This is a genomic window from Streptomyces malaysiensis subsp. samsunensis, from assembly GCF_024519315.1.
GTDB lineage: Bacteria > Actinomycetota > Actinomycetes > Streptomycetales > Streptomycetaceae > Streptomyces > Streptomyces malaysiensis.
Genome location: NZ_JANIIC010000115.1, coordinates 1 through 18,289, shown reverse-complemented (window position 1 = coordinate 18,289; position 18,289 = coordinate 1). Strand labels below are relative to the sequence as shown.

The window sequence follows — 18,289 nt, the reverse complement described above, 5'->3', positions numbered from 1 at the left end:
CTGCCCGTCCCCGTCCCGGAGGCTGTCAGGAACCGACCCGTCCGGCCGGGGAGTCGGCAGTCACTCTAGTTCTCCGGGCTCCGAACCACTGGGCGGCGATCTGTTCGAACGCGTCGCGATCGGGGGTGTGTTCACTCGCCCAGGCCACCACGCCGTCAGGTCGGATCAGCGCGGCACCCAGCCCGAGGTCATCGCGCACCGAACCGGACGCGTACCGGATCCGGCCCTCCCACCCCTGGGCCGCGCGCCGCAGCGCGCGGTCGCCGCTGAAGTCGAGCGCGACGCCGTGGCCCTGGTGCATCAGGTCACCGAGGCGGGTGCCGTCAGCGAAGCGGAAGTCCGGGGCGGTACGACCCACGAGCGGCTGCTGGTTCCCCAGGTCGTAGCGGTTGAACAGCCCCGATGTCCTGCGGTAGACGTGGGTCGTTCCGTCGGGGGTGCTCATCAGGTCGCGGACCAGCTGCCGCAGTGCGGGGGCATTGGGGCCGGGCTTCATGGTCGCCACCTGGGCCCGTGACCAGTCGAGCACCGACGCGCCGACGGGGTGGCGCTCGCCGGTGTAGCTGTCGAGCAGGCCGCCGGGCGCGTAGCCGTGCACGGTGGCGGCGAGCTTCCACCCGAGGTTCACGGCGTCGCCGATGCCGAGGTTGAGCCCCTGGCCGCCCAGCGGGGAGTGGATGTGCGCGGCGTCGCCGGCGAGCAGAACGCGGCCCTGCCGGTAGGTGGTCACCTGCATCGCGCGGTCGGTGAAGCTGGAGGCGAGAAGGACCTCGTTCAGCGTCACGTCGGTACCGGAGACGCGGCGCAGAACCGTCTGGAGGTGGTCGCGGGTCAGCGGCCGCGAGCGGTCGAAGGTGCCGCCGTCGAAGTCCATCATGCCCAGGTGCCCCTCGAAGGGCGTGCGCAGGTACATGCCGGTCGGTGTCAGGTTGAACCCGAGGGGCAGCCGCTGCGGGTCGGCGAAGGTGACGTGTGCGACGTAGCCGGTGAACAGCGGCTCGGTGCCGACGAAGTCGAAGCCCGTGAGCTCGCGTACCGCGCTGCGGCCGCCGTCGCATCCGGCGAGCCAGCGCGCCCGGTGCTCCGTCCCGCCCGCTGTGACGACCACGGCCTCGTCGTCCTGCGCCACGGCGGTGACGGGAGCGCCCCGGACGATCTCCACACCGAGCGCGGCGGCCCGCTCGGACAGCATCGCCCCGACCGCTTCCAGGCTCGTCATGAAGCCCTCCATCGCCGGACTGGGCAGCCGGAACGGAAGAGCGGCCGCGTCGATGTCGGCCGCGTCGAGCGTCATGCCCGCGAAATGGCTCACCTCACGAGGAGCCGGTGCCTCGACCGCTTCGGGGTCCGCGCCGACCTTCTCCGCGGTGACGCCCGAAGCCTTCACCATCGCTTCCAGCAGGCCGCGGCGGTAGAACGTCTCGGCCGAAGCGGCGGTCAGGCCCCGCATCCCGAGCGGGAGCGCCTTCAACGGGGAACTCGGTTCCCGGTCCCGTTCGAGTACCAGGACAGAACAGCCGGACAGGGCAAGTTCGTTGGCCAGAAACAAGCCGACCGGGCCGGCGCCCGCGATTATCACGTCGTGCATAAGAGGCTTCCCCTGTGAACGGTCATCGATGGACCCGATCGGGTGCGGTGGGTCAGCGGAGGTTGGTGATGCCGTCGAGGACGAGGGCGATGCCGGTGAGGAACTGCTCCCGGTCGTTGTGCTCTCGCATCTGGTCGACGATGGCGTGCATGAACGGGTAGTCGTCGGGGTCGAGTTCCTGCCACGCCCTCGACGCCGCGCCGAGGAACTCCTCGCGGTCCACGCCGACTTCGACGCCCGAGGTGTCCCCGTCGACGCGGGCGTTCTGGCTGACGGCTCCGAGGATGTAGTGCACGAGCGTGGCGGTCGCGTCGAACCAGGCGGCTTGCGGCACGCCCAAGGCGCCCACCTGCCGGCCGATCCTCTCGAAGATCCCCACCGTCACCGGACCGACCGGGTTGCGGATGATCTGGAGGGTCAGCCGCGTGGCGAGCCACTGGTGCTCGGCGATCGCGTCGAACAAGGCCAGCGCGACGGCGCGGATCTCCTCCTCGGGCGTGACCGAGGCCCCATCGGGCTTGGTCGCCAAAGCGGCGGTGACGACGGTTTCCGTCGCCGTGTCCAGGAGCTCGTCCCGGGTGCCCACGTGGTAGTAGATCGCCCCGGACCCGGTGGCCAGGCGCTCGGTCATCGCCCGGACGGTCAGCGCGCCCTCGCCGCCCGTATCGAGCAACTCGACGGCGGTATCGATGATCTGCCCACGGGAGAGCACCTGGTTGCGCCGCTGTGTCCGGCGCGCTCGCGTTGCCATGCCTCGATCGTGCCACGTTTGGAGCGTTGAACCAAATTAGAGTGCTGTACTAATTTGGCGTACCGCTCTATTTTAGAGCGATGCACCAAAGGTATCGGTGACGGCATCGGTTCCGGGACTGGCGCCATCCGGTATCCACCAGGGGTTCCGACAACGCCCGCAGCCAAGAGTGAATCGCTCGGCGGTGAGGGCGTAGTTTGAGATGTCCACGACCTGGGAGGGGGCCCGATGAGGCGTACGGAAGCGGCCAAGCGGTTGGGCAGGTTTGTGCGGGAGCACCGTACCGATGGCGCGCGACGCCTGCGGCAGGCTGGTATCTGGCTGGTGGTCGGGGCTGTGGGCACGGCCTTCGGGGTGCCGGTGGCGGTCGCATCGGTGGGCACCACCGAAGGGGCCCCAGCGCTGGCGGGGTTGCTGCTCGGGGTCGGCCTGGTGGGGTGGGGCCTGGGGATCTGGCGTCTGGTGCAGGCGTTCCGTACCCGGGAGCAGAGCTTCGACATTCATGAGCGGGGGTTCACCCATCGGGTGGCGGACACCGCCACCGTGATCCCCTGGGAGGATGTCGCGCAGGTGAGTACCAGCGGCGGTGACGGCCGGCCGCTCGCCGACGCCCGGGGCATGGGCTCGATGTGCGAGATCCGGCTGCACAGCGGACGCCGGATCCGCGTCGATGCCTTCACCGAGGACATCCGGGGCCTGGCCACCGTCGTCCATCGTGCGGTTCACCTCGGGCAGTTCCCCCAGGGCCGGGGACGCTGACCGGCCCTGGCGCAGTGCGCTCGCGCCCGGCGGCAGCATGCGGTGACCTTGCTCATGGCGTTCCGAGGTCGTGAGCGGTGCCGTCGGCGACGGCCCGGAGTTTGTCCGGGTTGGCCACGTTGTGGATGGCGGTGATACGGCCGTCGGCGTCGAAGTCGAAGGTGACGGTGGCGATCACCCGTCCCGGCCCGCTGAACACGATGCCCGGCCCGCCGTTGATCTCGGCGAGTTCGGCTTTCATGTCGGCGGGCCCGACGCCCTGGTAAGTGACACTGCCGATGGCGGCGAACCAGGCGGCCACCGTGGTCGCGCCCACCACCGGGCGCGGGGCCTGGCGGACTTTGCCGCCGCCGTCGGTCCACAGGGTGACGTCCGGGGCGAGCAGTTCCATCAGGGCGTTGACGTCTCCGCCGGTCGCGGCGGCGAAGAACCGCTCGGTGGCCTCGCGCTGCCGCGACCGGTCGGCGGCGAAACGCGGCCGTCGGGCCCGCACATGCTCACGGGCCCGGTGCGCGGCCTGCCGCACCGCGGCTTCGGAACGCTCCACCGCCTCGGCGATCTCGGCGTGGCCGAAGTCGAAGACCTCCTTCAGCACGAACACCGCGCGCTCCAGCGGGCTGAGCGTCTCCAGCACCACCAGCATGGCCATCGACACCGACTCGGCGTCCGCGACGACCTCGGAGGCATCCCCGCCGGTGAGGATGGGCTCCGGCAGCCACGGCCCTACGTAGGTCTCCCGTTTGTGCCGGGTGGAGCGCAGCCGTTCCAGCGCCAGGTTCGAGACGATTCGCGTCAGGTACGCCTTGGGGTCGGTCACCTGCGAGCGGTCCCCGGCAGACCATTTGATCCAGGCGTCCTGGACCGTGTCCTCGGCATCGGCCGCACTGCCGAGGAGGCGGTAGGCCGCGGAGAACGGCAGCCGCCGGTGCTCGTGGAAGACCTGCTGGTCGGGGTGGGGGAACGGGCCGGTCACTCGTCCCCCCGGACCCGGGTGAAGCGGCCCCCGCGGGGCCAGAACGCGCCCGAGGCGGGCACCTTCTTCATACGGCCGTACGTCGGCCAGGGCGAGGCGGTCACCGTCTCCTTGTACCGGACGGCTGTACGGCCGGTCGGGCAGATCCGGCGCGGGCTGTCATCAGGCCGGGTGAACTGCACTACGGCGTCACCGCGTCCCAGGCTCACCGGCGTGTGGTAGTAGCCGAAGCGGAACGGCTTGGGCTGCTTGCCCCTGAGCACTCGGTCGATCGACAGCGCGGCGTGCACCCCGGTCGGCATGCCGCCCTGGCAGGTGCCGTGCATGATGCCGTACCCCTGGCGAATCGCGGCCGCGTCGCCGATCGCGTACACCTCGGGGTGCGACACCGATCGCAGCGCGGCGTCGGTGACGATGCGTCCGCGTTCATCGACGGCCAGCCCGGCGGCGGCCGCCGGCGGCGACACCCGTGTGCCGCTCGTCCACAGGATCGCGTCGGCGACGATGTTCTCCCCGCCCGCCAACTCGACCGCGTCGGGCAGCACCTTCACCACCTCGACACCGGCGCGCACCTGGACTCCCAGCCGGTCGAGCGCGGCGCGCAGATACGACGTGGCCTGGGGATTCATGGCCGCACCGGGTTCCGCCCGGCCCAGCAGCACCACACTCGGCCGCGGGTGCCGCTCGGCGATCTCCGCCGCCGACTCGATGCCGGTCAGCCCGCTGCCCGCGACCACCACCGTGCCGCCGCCGAGCCGCGCCAGCCGGTCGGCCAGCGCCTCGGCGTCCTGGGCGCCGCGAGCCGCTGCCCGGTCGCCGTCATGTGCAGCCGCATGCGCTCGGTGAACCGCTCCTGCGCGTTCACCACCGTCACCCGCACCCCTTCGCGCCGCTTCACCCGGGCCGCGAGCTGAACCGCCGCGGCCATGCCCGCGTATCCCGCCCCCAGGATCACCACGCGGTGCCCGGTCGCCGTGCCGGCCTCCTGCCGTGCGCTCATCGTTCCGTCCTCCTCGGCTCGCTTGCTGACGCCCACCAGATGGGAGCGGGCGGCCTGGATGTGACATGGGCCTGATGTGATGCACGTCATAGGCCGAATCGGGGGACCGGAAGGTGGGCGAATGGTCCGCGAAACGACCGCCAATTCCCTTCGGGGCAGGGGGCGGCAGGCCGTTTCCATGCGTCATCGGCGGCGTCCTGGTCACGCAGCTGGAACCTCCGCGACGTAGGTTTCCTACACTCACGGTATGAACAACTGCACGTGCACCCAATGCGGCACCGTCGGTCTCTCGGAAGGTTTCATCGAGGACGCCGGCGAGCACTCGCGCGGGTACGCGCGCTGGATCGAGGGCGCGATGGATCGGGGATTTTTCGGGGGCGCCAAGCGGTTGGGCCGGCCCCGGCGGCAGATAGTGGCATTCCGCTGCCCCAAGTGCGGGCATCTCGAGCTGTTCGTCACCGACGAGGCGTAGATCGGGAGCGGGTCGGACGTTCCGTGCCGTCCAGCACTCGTCTGGCCCGCTGACCAGCTTGGAGGGCTGAGTAATCCGCTGGAGTCACCCTCTAATCGGCGCGCCGGAAGCGGAAGGGCTTCCCGTCCTGCTGGCCCGTGGGAGTGGCCTCCAAGGTGTCTCCGTCGACCACGACCTCCAGGCTCACCGGAACGTTGACCGTGATGCACGCGGGACTGAACGCAATGCGGTACTCGGCGCCGTCCCCCTCGTCCTTGGCCGTCACCTTCGCGTCCCCGCACAGCCTCATCGGCGAGGTTCCGAGTACGGCGTCGCCGTCCTTGTCGACGCGGATCATCGCCCGGTCCGCGAAGTCGGCGAACCCCGGTGGCTGCGGCCCGTCCGCGACCCACTCCCCGGTGATCGGCTCCGACTTCTCGGAACACCCGACGAGCAGCAGTCCGACGGCGAGAGCGTTCACAGCGAGCGTTCGACGCATATGGGTCTCCCGGTGACGGACGGCAGGCTGAGCCGCATTCAAGCAGATGCGGCGCGAGGCGCGTCAGCCCGCCGGCAAAGCAGCGGGCTTGAGGGGGCGCATGGTCACGATTCGTGCGAGCGGAGGCCGCTGTCGTACGACACGGCGTGCGGCGCGGTGCGGAGCCTCAGCAGCACCACGCCGTTTCGGCTGAAGGGCCGCGGCCGCTCGGCGGTTTCTAGGGGGCGGCGGCCCTTCAGTCGAAACTCGGTGCCGGGTGCTACCCCAGGTCGAAGGTGTTGGGCAGCCCCAGCCGATAGCGCACCTCGTCGATCCGTTTCAGGGGCTCCATCTCCGGCGGCCGGAACAACTCCCAGATGTGACACCGCTCGGCGCCCGAATCATCGGCGTCCAGGAGCGCGTTGACGGCGCGTCGCGCGGACTCGTTGGCGCCCTCCATGGTCGCCAGGTCCACATCCGTACGGACGTAGTCGCCCGCGAGGAAGAAGTTCGGCACCGCCGTTTTCGCCGACGGGCGGTTGTAGAGCGTGCCGGTGGGGTGGATGAGGAGCTGTTCGCGGTTCCGCGGGTCGGGGCCGCCGAGGCCCGTCACCGCGGGGTCCATGAACCAGCCGAGCCGGTCCTCGTCCCTGAGCGTCGTCTTGCCCGAGTCGTTCAGCCCGTCCTTCATCTGCGCCCACAGTTCGGCGACGATCTCCTCCTTGGTGCACTCACGGGCCGTCTTGCCGTACAGGATCCCGGGCTTGTCCCACTCGGAGATGATCGTGGACAGGCACTCATGGGCCTGCCCGTCCCCGTAGTCGCGCGAAAAGTCCCGTACGTCCCAGAACTGGGACTGTCCGATGCCGGTCACCGCCCACGGCGAGTCGAGGCAGTTGATGTGGCCGTGCACGACGGGGGTGGGCGTGCGCAGGTAGAACATCACGCCGGTCATCCAGTCCGTCTTCAGCGCGTCGCACCGCCCGAACTGCGGGTCGGCGGCGCGCAGGGCCGGGCCCCAGGTCACGCGCGCGTGCTCGACCGGAAGAGCGGAGACGTAGTGGTCGGCGGTGATGGTGCGCTGCCGGCCGCCGTCGCGCGCCGCCACCCGTACGCCGGTCACCCGGCCGCCGTCGTACACCACCTCCCGGACCTCGGTGCCGAGCACGAACTTGACGCCCCGGGAGCGCAGATGCGCCTCCCAGGGGTCGATCCACGCCTCGCTGGTCGGGGCGTTCAGCACCCGGTCGATGTCCGCGTCGCCGTCCATGCCGCGGCCGAGCAGGCCCCACAGGAGCAGGGCCTCGATGATGACGCGGCCGACGGTACGGGTGGAGGCGATCTCGGCGCGGGTGGCGACGAGGTTGCGGGTCTGGCCGATGCCGAGGAGCACCTGGTACTCACGGCTCATCTCACCGGCCCGGATGAAGTCCCACCATGTGACCTTCTCCCATTGGCCCTCGCGGCGGGCGTCGCAACTGGTGAGGTGGACCAGGAGGCGGCCGGCGAAGTAGGCGGCCTCGTCGGCGGGCAGATGGGTGGCGAGGTCCAGCACCGACAGGATCTGGTCGCGGATCCAGGACGGGGTGAGGTCGCCGGGGGCGGGCGGAGTGGTGGCCCGGCGGAGTGGGAAGTGCAGGTCCGGGCGGCCGGAGGCATGCGCGAACAACGCCTCCGTACCGCTGCGGAGGTTGCCGTGGACACCGTTCGCGTTGCCGGGGAAGGGGATGCGGCGCATGGTGTCCGGCAGATTCCGGTAGAAGCCGGGGAAGAAGCGGAAGCCGTGCTCGCCGGGAAGCGGCTCGCGGCCGCCCGTTCCGGTCCCGGGGACGTCCATGGAGCGGGCCTTGCCGCCAAGAGCGTCGTAGTACTCGTAGACCGTGACCTCGTAGCCGCGTTCGGCGAGTTCGTGGGCGGCGCTGAGGCCGGAGACTCCGCCGCCGAGGACGGCGACGCGCTTGCCGGAGGAGGCCGCGGCCGCGCTGCCGGCCGCCCCCAGGGCGCCCATCGTTCCCCCGCCGACGACTCCGGCGGCCGCTCCTCCGGTCGCCGCCAGGAAGCGTCTGCGGCTGTGTCCGTTGTGCCCCTGAGACTGCTGCGCGTGTTCTGTCGCCATGAGCACCGGAGAGTAGGGAGGGGTTCGGGAAGCCGGAAGCCCTATTTCCCGTCACCCACAGTATCCTCACAAACACTCGGCGAGCCTGTTGGTACAAGGCCGACCCGTCGACTCGTATCCGCGGGCTCGCGACGGAGGCGCGGCGCGGCCCGGCGGGCTGTACGCGTTCGAGTTCCGTTCCGAATCCGACCTGCGACGCACACCTGCCCCTGCCCGGCCGGCCTCACGGCCATCGTCACCCCATGCGTCTCGACCGGTCCGTCAGTCCCATCCATGAGCTCGGGGGCACCCCCGCGATCACCGCGGACGGCCTCCGGGCCGGTGATGAAGCGGGCCACGCGACATCGTCGATCGCGAGCCACGGCGCCGCGGCCACGGCCGTGGGCGTGAGACCGGTGAACGCCTTGACCTCGCGGTGGAGGTGGGACTGGTCGACATAGCCGCTCACGGTGGCAACGTCGGCTGCGGCGTGACCTGCCGCGAGAAGGTGAGCCGCGTGGTCGAACCGCACCAGTCGAGCGGCGTGTTTGGGCGTGATGCCAAGCTGGGACCGGAAGCGCGCCGACAGGCGCTTGCGGCTCCAGCCGACCTCCTCCGCCAGGCGCTCGACCCGCACCCGCCCCCGGCCGGTGAGCGTCCGCCGCCAGGCGTGGGCGATCTCCGGGGCCACAGGTGGGCGAGCCCCCGGCCATCGGCCGAGGATGTCCACCGCGATCGCGAACGCACGGGTACGTCATATGACGCCGCGGGCGGGGACTGGCCGCAGCCCGGGAGGTCGACCCGAATGACGTGATGGTGGCGAGCGAGTGCCGGGACCACCGGGCCCCAGTAGCTGCCCGAGGCCCCCGATCCGTGGATGAGCAGGAGAGGCGGTGCCTGCCGAGGGCCGTCGTGGACCACATGCATCCCGTGTGAGAGCTCAACGCTGTGTTCACTCATACAGGGATGGTGCGGGGGCCGCCAACTGCCGGTCTTGTACATATGTCGCCGTGGCCGTGACGACGCCGGGTTGCTGGCGCGGCGAAGGCTTGCACCAGGCCGCCGGGCTCGGTGGGAAGGTCGTGGCCGGCACCCCGCGCGACTCCCTGTACGTACTCGACGTCCTCTACGGCCGCGATGGCGGCAAACGCCCGGAGATGATCGTCACCGACACCGCCTCGTACAGCGACATTGTCTTCGGCCTGCCGACCCTGGCCGGGTTCGCGTACGCCCCGCAGCTGGCGGACCTGCCTGATCAGAGGATGTGGCGCGTCGACCGCACGGCCGACTACGGAGCCCGCTCGCCCCGATGCCGCACGAGGGCGTGGCGGAGGCGTTCCCGTTCGGCAGGCGTCACCGTGTGACGCCTGCCTGCGACGCTATCGGGCACTTCTCGGACCGGAAGCCGCGAGGCGGAGGCGAGTGACCAGCCTCCGCCTCGCAGCGGGTTGAGCGTTATCACCGAAGGTTGGTGACCGATTGGCGGCCGGCCAGGTTAGCTGTCGGTGCACGAGGGCCATTTGTCTGCTGCCCACTCCGGCCAGCTCGGCCAGCCCGCCGGTGGGGTGGGAATCTCGCCGCCGTCGAGTTCGGCGGCGTCAGGCACCTGGAACTGCTCCCGCCAGGCATCCAGGTCGGCCTCGCTCATCGGGAACGTCTGATGCGGTGTTGTTTCCTGGCGGTGCGCGACGCGGGCGAGCTGCACGTCCTTGTCCACGGGCAGGTAGACCACCTGGCATGATGCCCCGACCGACCGGGCCAGCCAGCGCAGTGCCGACCGTTCATCGCGGCTCCAGAGCCCGAAGTCGAGCACGACGCTGGTCCCCAGCCTCAGCGCCTGTAGGGCGACCGAGATGAGCCGCCCTTCGAGCACCCAGCGCTTGCCGTCGGCCATCGAATCGCCGAACAGCGGGATCATCCAGTGATCTGGGGTCAGCCGCAGCGCCCGGTGGGTTGCGGCGAGCTCTTTGGCGCGGGTGGTTTTCCCGGCCCCGGGGAGCCCGACCATCAGGAGCAGGATGGCAGCACGTGGGTGCTGCGTAGCGCTGGGTCCCGCTGCATGCGGATGCTGTGAATCGAAATGCTGCGACTGAGACATGACTTCCCTGATCAGGCAGGACGACCCGGCGTCACAGGAATATGAGTGACTGCCGGCAGGACACTGATCCGGCGGTACGTCCTGGCACTGCCCCATGCGGGGGCAGGCAATGGCCGCGGTTACAGGAACCGCGGTACCGCCGCTAAGCGGCGGTTGTCGTGGCTGGGCTGGTGCGAGTCATACGGCTAGCCGTCGTCCAGTACACCTTCGGTGTCAGCTCGATCATCGTCAGCGCGGCCATCGTGATGCGGTTCGCCTGGATGTGGTCGGGGTGGCCGTAGAAGCCGTTCTCGTCGTAGGTCACGACCACATCGGGCTGGTAGCGCCGCATGAGTTCCGCGAGCCGGGCGGCGCCCTCATCCACGGGTGTCTGCCAGAAGGATCCCGGGGCGTCGTTGGTCGGCCAGCCCATCATCCCGGAGTCGGTGTAATCCAGCGTCTCCAGATGACTGATCTTCAGGAGTTCACAACTCGCCTCGAGTTCTTGACGCCGCATCACGGCGACGGCCGCCGGATCGTGCCCGGCATCGCCCGGCTTGACACCCCCCGGTCCGTCACCGCAACTACCGTCGGTACACGTCACGAGGACCGTGCGAATGCCCTCCGATGCGTACCGCGCGAGGACACCTCCTGTATTGGTGGCCTCATCGTCGGGGTGGGCGTGTACCGCCATGAGTGTCAAGGGCCAGTCATTCATGAAACAGTCCTCCGGTGTGAAAGGCCTCGGCCCGAGTCCGCGGCGGGGTCGCCCTCAATATCAAATAGCGGATGACCGGGCGTACCGCGGACCCGAGGGTCCCGATCACGTCGGGGTGGACGACCTGCTGGTCGATCTGTTCCTCGCGCGCGGCGCCGGTCTTCCGGCAGGTGCAACAGTGACGGCCGGACCGGATGTTCCCGCCGCGCACGGGAGCATTCCCGGGCCGGGGCGTCGGCGGGGACGGGGAAGGCGGTGAGCGCGGAGCTGGCCGGTTCCTTGTGGCGGAAGGAACTGGTCCGCGGTGGCTGAATGTCCATCCCTCCAAGGAGCCGTCTTCCGTACGTCAGGAGGGACGGCGACATTCGTGGAACGGGGGACGAACGGTGACTGACACCGGAGAGCGGTTTGCGGAACTCTCGTACTCGGGAGGCGGGGGACCCGGCGACGCCGCGGAGACCATGGCGGGGGAGGGGGCGCCCGACGTCGGGCCCGCCACGCTGACGCCATTCGTCGATGCCCTGCCCATTCCCCCTCTGCTGAGGCGGAGTGCCCAGCGGGACCGGGAGAGGATGACCATCGATCTGCGTGCGACATGGGTGCGGTTGCACTCACAGCTGCCGCCGACACGGGCATGGGGTTACGAGGGACATGTCCCTGGCCCGACGATCGAGGTGTGGCGAAATCAGCGGCTGACCGTGGCCTGGCGCAACCGGCTCGCCGGTGAGTACCCCGTCGCCGCCTGGGAGGTGCCGATGGAATTGCCGCCGGCGTCCAACCGGCCGGGGCGCGCGGAGGTGGGCGCGAAGGAGGTCAAGGGGGTGGCCGACCTCCCGCCGTGGACGGTGACCCATCTGCACGGCGCGCCCACCAGTGGCAGTAACGACGGCTGGCCGGAGAACGCGGTATCGCCCGCCGAGATCCAGTATGCGACGTACCCGAACAGCCACCGGGCGTGTGCGCTGTGGTACCACGACCACGCGATGCACATCACGCGCTGGAACGTCTACACGGGTCTGGCGGGGATGTACCTCGTGCGGGACGAGGAGGAGACGGCGCTGGGGCTGCCGCGTGGCAAGCATGAGATCCCGCTGATCCTCGCCGACCGCAACCTCGACACCGATCACCGGGGCCGTCTCACCGGCCGGCTGCTGCACAAGACCGAAATCATCCAGCAGAACGAGGCGGGCGACAATGTCACCCTGCCGTTCAGCGGGCCGTACACCCTGGTCAACGGGGTCGTTTGGCCGCATCTCACGGTGTCCGCGCGCTGGTACCGCTTCCGGCTGCTGAACGCCTCCAACGCGAGGGTCTACCGGTTGGCGCTGATTGACGAGGCGACCGGCGAGCCCGTCAGCGGCGCCGTCCAACAGATCGGCACGGACGGCGGGTTGCTGGGGCGGCCGGTGCCCGTCGACGCCCCGCTGCCGGTCGCGCCCGCGGAACGAGTGGATCTGCTGATCGACTTCTCCCGCCTGCGCGGTCGCTCACTACGGCTGGTCAACACCACCGCCGCGGCGGCTCCCGGAGAGCCGGACCCGGCGAATGGGGTTCCGTATCCGCAGGTCATGCAGTTCCGGGTGGCGTGCGAACGCGTCCATGACTCCTTCACGCTGCCCGAGGTGCTCTCGCCGTCGTTCCGCCGGATCACCCACGACGACTCGCGGCACGAGCACGAGCACCGGCTGGTGGTCCTGACGCCGCCGGGGACTGTCGGGGGCATGGGTCACCCGGAGATCTGGGAGATGCGAGAGGTCGATGCGGACCATGTGTCGATCCCCGGCGACGGAGTGATCCAGATCCAGGACGAGACGGGGCGCACGAGGACGTACGAGCGGACCGCGCGCTCCTTCCAGGACCCGCCGGGATTCACCGTCGAGCAGGGCGCATGGGAACAGTGGACCTTCTTCAACCTGGCGTCCGACCAGATCAATCTGCCCGCGGCGGCCGCCACCCCGATGCATCCGATGCACATCCATCTGATCGCTTTCCAGGCGGTGGGCCGGCACGCCTATGACGTCAGCGGTTTCGATCCCGCGCTGGGCGGGACCCGGGCACCGCTCACCCACCGGAGGGCGGTGCCGGTCGCCCCCCACGAGGCGGGGTGGAAGGACACCATCCAGGTGCCCGGCGAGCAGTTGGTCACCGTGCTCGGGCGGTTCAGGGGCGGTGCGGGCCGCTTCGTGTACCACTGCCACGTCCTGGAACACGAGGACACGCACATGATGCGTCAGTTCCTCGTCCAGCCCGCCGAGGTCATGCGGTTGGGCACGCACCTCGGAGATCACGGCCACGGGGCCTCCGAGGGCGCTCACTGAGCGTCCGCTACACGGAGTAATCGACCGGAGTTCCACTCGGCGTCCAGATGCGCGCCGGACTCGGCCTTTCCCGGAACCACGCGTTCGGCGTTTCCGGGGGAGGCCGAGTCGTATGTCTGCGTCGATATTCGCCCCAACAACCTCGATCGTCTCACCCGCAACAAAAGAAACAGCGAAACTGGGCGACACGCCGAGAAAAAATCGGGAGCGCGATGTCCATTGCGCTAGCCTGAATGAGGTGCTGATGATTCGGCACCTGCGAGACGAACAACGGGGGAAAGCATGAATGGATCAAGTCTCTTATACGTGCCCTCGGCCGCGCCGGTTCTCCATGATGGAGATCCGTCGGGCGTCGCACACTTTCAGCCTCAACAGATCTGATGTCCGGCGCTGCGGACTCCGTCGACGTGGTGATCGTCGGCGGAGGGATAGCAGGCTGCGCCCTGGCGGTAAAGCTCGCGGAAGCCGGGTTCAGCGTCGTCCTGCTGGAGAAGAGCACCCGCTTCCGGGATCAGGTACGCGGCGAAGCCCTGCTGCCGTGGGGTGTCGCCGAAGCTCGTGAATTGGGCCTGGAACAAGCGCTGCTGGCAGCCGGTGGCGGCTATGCCGGTGCACTGGTCGCCTGTGGCGACGGCGTCTCCTACCACGAGGCCGCACAGTCCGCCGTCGACCTCTCCAAAGCGGTGCCCGGTGTGCCCGGGGCCTTGAACGTCGGGCATCCCGACGCCTGCGAGGCGCTCTTGCGCAGCGCCGAGACCGCCGGTGCGCAGATCCTGCGCGGCGTTGTCGACATCGAGATACCCGCAGGTGAAGAGGGTGTGATCCGGTTCGCGGTGGCGAGGAGGAAGCGTCGGCTGCGGTGCCGGATCGTGGTGGGCGCGGACGGCAGGCGCTCCGCGGTCCGGCGGCAGACCGGGCTGCGGCTGATGTCCTCCACCCCACGCACCTACGGCGCCGGCCTGTTGCTGGGAGGGCTGCCCTGGCCGACCGGGGAGAACGCCGGAGGCACCGAGGGCGACCTGCACTATCTGGCGTTCCCCAGGGAAACGGGCGTGGTGCGAACCTATCTTTTCTGGGACGCCGGGCGCGGAAATCTGGTCAGCGGATCCAGTTCCGCCCAAGACTACCTCCACCTGCTCTCGAGTCAGTTTCTGCCCGATGGTTGTGATCTCGGCGGGGCCGCTCCCAAGGGCCCGTGCGCTGCCTTTCCCATGAATGACTCCCGGTGTGATCACATCAATCCCCCCGGAGCCGTTCTGCTCGGAGACGCGGCCGGATGGAGTGATCCCCTCATCGGACAAGGGCTCTCGATCGCTTTGCGGGACGCCCGCATGGTCGCGGAAACGCTGATATGGAACCGGAATTGGCACCCCGATATATTCCGGGGTTACTGCGCGGAGCGCGCGGAGCGCATGCGACGACTGCACATAAGCGCGAGTCTTGCCACCGAATTGCGCTGCGGCTTCACCGCTGAAGCCCGGAACAGGCGTCGCAAGTGGAACGAAGAGGTTCAACGGGACGTACGGCTGTCCGGCCCTCTCCTCGGCAATCTCGCCGGTCCGGAGACCGTGGCGGCGGAGGCGTACGACCCGAGCGTCATCAGGAGGATCCTTGCACTCGGAGAATACTGACGGTGACCGTTCCATCGCGATCGTCGGCATCGGATGCCGGCTGCCGGGGGGCATACACGGTCCGGAGGCACTGTGGCGGCTGCTCGCCGAGGGGCGGGAAGCGCCGCCCGACGAATCCGTGACCCGGCCGTGGCCGGGTCGGCTCGACCCACACGACAGGCTCATCGAGGACGTCGACGCGTTCGACGCGGGCTTCTTCGGCATCGCGCCACGAGAAGCCGAGTGCATGGATCCGCAGCACCGGCTGCTTCTGGAGGTGGCCTATGAGGCCCTCCAGGACGGTGGTCTGCCGCTGGTGCTGGGACCGCACGTCTCGACGGGCGTCTTCGTCGGTACGAGCACGGAGGACTACGCACGCGTGGTGGCCTCGGCGAACCGGACCGATCTGCTCGGGTGGGTCGGCGCCGCCCGTGCCTCGGCCGCCGCGCGGCTCAGCCACCACCTGCGCTCGGCCGGTCCCTCTCTCGTGCTCGACACGGACCGCTCCTCTTCCCTGGCCGCCGTCCATCTGGCGGTGCGGAGCCTGCGTGAGGGGGAATGCGACCTCGCGCTGGCCGGGGCGAGCAACCTCATCCTCGCCGCGCACACGGGGACCGCGTTCGGGGCGGCCGGGCTGCTGGCCCCGGACGGCCGCTGCCGGTTCGGATCGGCCGCCGCGTCCGGGTTCGCCCGTGCGGAGGCCGTGGTCGTCGTCGCCTTGAAGCGGCTGCGGGACGCCAGGGCGGCGAACGACAGGATCTACGCCATCATCGCGGGCAGCGCGGTCAACCACGACGCGGGCCGCAGCGACGACTTCCTCACTCCCAGCGCCCAGGCACAGTGCGCCGTGATCCGGCGTGCCTGCGCCGACGCGGGCATCGGCGTCCATGAACTGCGCTATATCGAGGCCCACGGCACCGGGACCCCGGTCGGCGACCGGGTCGAGCTGTCCGCGCTCGCCGCACTGCCGCGCTATCCCGCCGCGCTCCGGCTCACCGGTTCGGTGAAGACCAACCTCGGCCATACCGAGGCGGCGGCCGGCCTGGTCGGACTCGTCAAGACGGCCCTGATGCTCGACCACCGCCGGCTCGTACCAACGCTGCACACGCGCCCGATCTCGTCGGCGGTCGACCCCGAAGCCATCGAGCTCGTGGAGGACATCCGACCGTGGCCCGACTCGGACGGGCCGCCGTACGCGGGAGTGAGCTCCTTCGGGCTGATGGGCACCAACGGCCATGTCGTGCTCACGGCGCTGTCGACGGGGTGGCTCGCCGGCCCCGAGAACCACGGTCGGTCGGCGGACGGCCGAGCGGGCCGGCAGGGGGTCGGCCACGAGGACGGGCCCGCCCATCTGATCCCGCTGTCCGCGCGGACCCCCGAGGCCCTCCGGACCCTGCGGAGCGCCTACGTTCATATGCTCAAGGCCGCCGACGATCCCCCGGAGCTGCGCGACATCGCCTGGACCGCGGCCTGCCGCCGGGATCACCACACCTTCCGCACCGCCCTGACCGCCCGGAGCCATGACGAGCTCCTGGCGGCCCTGACCCGCGACGACCGCGGCGGGGAGGACAACGGCGATGCGGAAGCCCTCGTCGAGCTGACCCGTCGTTACGAGGCGGGAGAGAACATCGACTGGGCCGCCGCTCAGCGCCCCGGCCGCACCGTGCGCCTGCCCGCTCACCCCTGGCTTCACGGTCGCCACTGGGTGACCGATGAGCACGGCTCGCCCCGTGCCGGCGCCTGCCCGCCGACCGCCTCGTCCGCCGACGACCAGGACCCCGAAGCGTGGACACGGGCCCAGGTCACGGCCGCCGTGGCGCAGGTGCTCGGCCATGTTCCCGACGCCTCCCTGCCCCTGTCGGACGGCGGGATCACCTCACTGATGGGCTTGGAACTGCGTCAGATCCTCATGGAGAGCACCGGTGTCGAACTGGACACCACCTTCGTCTATGAACACCCGACCATCGATGCCGTCTGCCGCCACATTCTCAGTCGGCGGGCCCGCCAGCGGGGGACACCGCAACTCGACGACGACCTCGACACGGCCCTGGCAATGCTCCAGCAACACCTCGGTCCGGATGAGTGCGAACGGCTGTTGCACGCCGAACTGCGCGAGCTGACCGAAGAGCGCACCCATGAGGAGAACGTCTGATGCCGACCACCGCGGAGCAGCTTCATCACCTCAGCGCCGAACAGCGAGCGCGGCTCGCCGCACGGCTTCGCTCCAAGTACGACCGGAAGGACACCAGCGAGCCGATCGCCATCGTGGGGATGGCCGCGCGGCTTCCCGGCGCGGCGAACGTCACCGAGTTCTGGGACCTGTTACGCACGGGCGATTCCGCCGTCGGTCCGCCGCCGCCGGGCCGCCAGGGCGACCGCCCCGGTGGCTATCTCTCCGACATCGCCCACTTCGACGCGGAGTACTTCCAGATCTCCCCCCGCGAAGCGGCGAGCCTGGACCCGCAGCAGCGTCTGCTGCTGGAGACGGCCTCGGACGCGCTGCACGACGCGGGCATCGAGGCCGGATCGGTCGCCGGCTCACGCGTCGGGACGTTCATGGGGCTCATGCACGACGACTACGGCCGGATCGGCGCGGAGCAGGGGCATATCGACGGACACTTCGTCACGGGTACGAACCCCAGCCTCGCGGCGGGCCGGCTGGCCTATGTGTTCGACTTCCACGGGCCCGCCATCACCATCAACACGGCGTGCTCCTCATCGCTCGTCGCCATGCATCTCGCCCGGCAGAGTCTGCTGCTCGGAGAGTGCGACCTCGCCCTGTCGGGCGGCGGAAACCTGCTGCTGCACCCGGACAGCACGCTCATGTACGAGCAGGCCGGCGCTCTCTCGCGCACCGGAGCCTGTCACACCTTCGATGCTTCCGCTGATGGCTACGTGCGTGGTGAGGGTGTGGGGGTGGTGGTGTTGCGGCGGTTGTCGGATGCGTTGGTGGCGGGGGATGTGGTGCATGGGGTGGTGCGTGGTTCGGGGGTGAATCAGGATGGTCGGAGTGCGGGGTTGACGGCGCCGAGTGGTGAGGCGCAGTGGCGGTTGGTGTCGGGGGTGGTGGAGGGTGCGGGGTTGCGGGCGGGTGATGTGGGTTATGTGCAGGCGCATGGTACGGGTACGCCGTTGGGTGATCCGTTGGAGTTGCGGGCGTTGGCGCGGGCGTTGTCGGTGGGGCGTGGTGAGGGTGGTCGTCTTGCGGTGTCGTCGGTGAAGACGTGTGTGGGTCATTTGGAGGCGGCGGCGGGGGTTGCGGGGTTGATTGCGGCGGTGTTGGCGGTGCGGGAGGGGGTGATTCCGCCGCATCGTCATTTGGCGCGTCCTAATCCGTTGGTTGCGTGGGATGGTTTGGGTGTGGTGGTGCCGTCGGTGGCCATGCCGTGGGTTGTCACGGATGGGCCTCGGCGGGCGGCGGTGAGTTCGTTCGGTATCAGTGGGACCAACGCACACGCCATCATCGAACAA

12 protein-coding genes and 5 pseudogenes are annotated in these 18,289 nt (G+C 69.7%); 7 read left to right on the top strand and 10 right to left on the bottom strand.

Annotated features, from left to right (window positions below):
- Positions 1–25: 25 nt before the first annotated feature.
- Together NQU54_RS46335 and NQU54_RS46330 are read right to left on the bottom strand one after the other, a co-directional pair.
- Positions 26–1,588, bottom strand: coding sequence for an FAD-dependent monooxygenase (locus tag NQU54_RS46335; protein ID WP_257636297.1), 1,563 nt, complete (start codon positions 1,586–1,588; stop codon positions 26–28).
- A 52-nt stretch (positions 1,589–1,640) separates the two neighbouring features.
- The gene (locus NQU54_RS46330; RefSeq protein ID WP_257636296.1) at positions 1,641–2,339 is read right to left on the bottom strand and encodes a TetR/AcrR family transcriptional regulator; all 699 of its coding nucleotides are present in this window, start codon (positions 2,337–2,339) and stop codon (positions 1,641–1,643) included.
- A gap of 228 nt (positions 2,340–2,567) precedes the next feature.
- On the opposite strand from NQU54_RS46330, the gene NQU54_RS46325 reads away from it, so the two are divergent.
- A complete protein-coding gene (locus tag NQU54_RS46325; protein ID WP_257636295.1) occupies positions 2,568–3,098 on the top strand; it encodes a hypothetical protein in 531 nt (176 codons plus the stop codon).
- A gap of 52 nt (positions 3,099–3,150) precedes the next feature.
- On the opposite strand, the gene NQU54_RS46320 is transcribed toward NQU54_RS46325, so the two are convergent.
- Together NQU54_RS46320 and NQU54_RS46315 are read right to left on the bottom strand one after the other, a co-directional pair.
- Positions 3,151–4,071 carry an RNA polymerase sigma-70 factor gene (locus tag NQU54_RS46320; protein ID WP_257636294.1) on the bottom strand — a complete coding sequence of 307 codons (921 nt, stop codon included), beginning with the start codon at positions 4,069–4,071 and terminating at the stop codon, positions 3,151–3,153.
- A pseudogene (locus NQU54_RS46315) lies at positions 4,068–5,071 on the bottom strand (NAD(P)/FAD-dependent oxidoreductase). Before NQU54_RS46315 ends, NQU54_RS46320 begins: the two are co-directional and overlap by 4 nt.
- A gap of 247 nt (positions 5,072–5,318) precedes the next feature.
- Here NQU54_RS46315 and NQU54_RS46310 point away from each other — a divergent pair.
- Positions 5,319–5,543: a hypothetical protein gene (locus NQU54_RS46310; RefSeq protein ID WP_257636293.1), complete on the top strand. Its 225-nt coding sequence runs from the start codon at positions 5,319–5,321 to the stop codon at positions 5,541–5,543.
- 91 nt (positions 5,544–5,634) lie between these two features.
- Here the strand turns inward: NQU54_RS46310 and NQU54_RS46305 are convergent, their stop codons facing one another.
- The 4 genes and pseudogenes from NQU54_RS46305 to NQU54_RS50465 all read right to left on the bottom strand — a co-directional run.
- Positions 5,635–6,021 carry a hypothetical protein gene (locus tag NQU54_RS46305; protein ID WP_257636292.1) on the bottom strand — a complete coding sequence of 129 codons (387 nt, stop codon included), beginning with the start codon at positions 6,019–6,021 and terminating at the stop codon, positions 5,635–5,637.
- 259 nt (positions 6,022–6,280) lie between these two features.
- Positions 6,281–8,116: a hydroxysqualene dehydroxylase gene (locus tag NQU54_RS46300; protein ID WP_257636291.1), complete on the bottom strand. Its 1,836-nt coding sequence runs from the start codon at positions 8,114–8,116 to the stop codon at positions 6,281–6,283.
- Positions 8,117–8,351: 235 nt separating this feature from the next.
- Positions 8,352–8,837 (bottom strand): annotated as a pseudogene (locus tag NQU54_RS46295) (helix-turn-helix domain-containing protein); the annotation flags it as partial.
- 71 nt (positions 8,838–8,908) lie between these two features.
- A pseudogene (locus NQU54_RS50465) lies at positions 8,909–9,022 on the bottom strand (alpha/beta fold hydrolase); the annotation flags it as partial.
- Positions 9,023–9,150: 128 nt separating this feature from the next.
- Between NQU54_RS50465 and NQU54_RS46285 the strand changes: the two are divergent.
- A pseudogene (locus NQU54_RS46285) lies at positions 9,151–9,417 on the top strand (Tn3 family transposase); the annotation flags it as partial.
- Between the two features lie 173 nt (positions 9,418–9,590).
- Here the strand turns inward: NQU54_RS46285 and NQU54_RS46280 are convergent.
- Both NQU54_RS46280 and NQU54_RS46275 read right to left on the bottom strand, forming a co-directional pair.
- Positions 9,591–10,103 (bottom strand): P-loop nucleotide/nucleoside kinase family protein, encoded by a 513-nt coding sequence (locus NQU54_RS46280; RefSeq protein WP_257636289.1) that lies wholly within the window; start codon positions 10,101–10,103, stop codon positions 9,591–9,593.
- Between the two features lie 271 nt (positions 10,104–10,374).
- Positions 10,375–10,890: pseudogene (locus NQU54_RS46275) on the bottom strand (PIG-L family deacetylase); the annotation flags it as partial.
- 461 nt (positions 10,891–11,351) lie between these two features.
- On the opposite strand from NQU54_RS46275, the gene phsA reads away from it, so the two are divergent.
- The 4 genes from phsA to NQU54_RS46255 form a co-directional block, all read left to right on the top strand.
- Positions 11,352–13,208: an O-aminophenol oxidase PhsA gene (phsA, locus tag NQU54_RS46270; RefSeq protein WP_257636298.1), complete on the top strand. Its 1,857-nt coding sequence runs from the start codon at positions 11,352–11,354 to the stop codon at positions 13,206–13,208.
- Between the two features lie 407 nt (positions 13,209–13,615).
- Complete coding sequence (locus NQU54_RS46265) at positions 13,616–14,839, top strand: FAD-dependent oxidoreductase (RefSeq protein WP_257636288.1); 1,224 nt, start codon at positions 13,616–13,618, stop codon at positions 14,837–14,839.
- Complete coding sequence (locus NQU54_RS46260) at positions 14,820–16,970, top strand: beta-ketoacyl synthase N-terminal-like domain-containing protein (protein WP_257636287.1); 2,151 nt, start codon at positions 14,820–14,822, stop codon at positions 16,968–16,970. Before NQU54_RS46265 ends, NQU54_RS46260 begins: the two co-directional genes overlap by 20 nt.
- Positions 16,970–18,289 (top strand): beta-ketoacyl [acyl carrier protein] synthase domain-containing protein (locus tag NQU54_RS46255; RefSeq protein ID WP_257636286.1); only part of this gene is annotated, 1,320 nt, incomplete at its 3' end. The genes NQU54_RS46260 and NQU54_RS46255, both read left to right, overlap by 1 nt.

Bases quoted from the DNA above. Each gene is read 5' to 3' on its own strand.
- NQU54_RS46335 (WP_257636297.1), bottom strand. From the start codon at position 1,588: ATGCACGACGTGATAATCGCGGGCGCCGGCCCGGTCGGCTTGTTTCTG.
- NQU54_RS46330 (WP_257636296.1), bottom strand. From the start codon at position 2,339: ATGGCAACGCGAGCGCGCCGGACACAGCGGCGCAACCAGGTGCTCTCC.
- NQU54_RS46325 (WP_257636295.1), top strand. From the start codon at position 2,568: ATGAGGCGTACGGAAGCGGCCAAGCGGTTGGGCAGGTTTGTGCGGGAG.
- NQU54_RS46310 (WP_257636293.1), top strand. From the start codon at position 5,319: ATGAACAACTGCACGTGCACCCAATGCGGCACCGTCGGTCTCTCGGAA.
- NQU54_RS46305 (WP_257636292.1), bottom strand. From the start codon at position 6,021: ATGCGTCGAACGCTCGCTGTGAACGCTCTCGCCGTCGGACTGCTGCTC.
- NQU54_RS46300 (WP_257636291.1), bottom strand. From the start codon at position 8,116: ATGGCGACAGAACACGCGCAGCAGTCTCAGGGGCACAACGGACACAGC.
- NQU54_RS46280 (WP_257636289.1), bottom strand. From the start codon at position 10,103: ATGGTCGGGCTCCCCGGGGCCGGGAAAACCACCCGCGCCAAAGAGCTC.
- phsA (WP_257636298.1), top strand. From the start codon at position 11,352: ATGGCGGGGGAGGGGGCGCCCGACGTCGGGCCCGCCACGCTGACGCCA.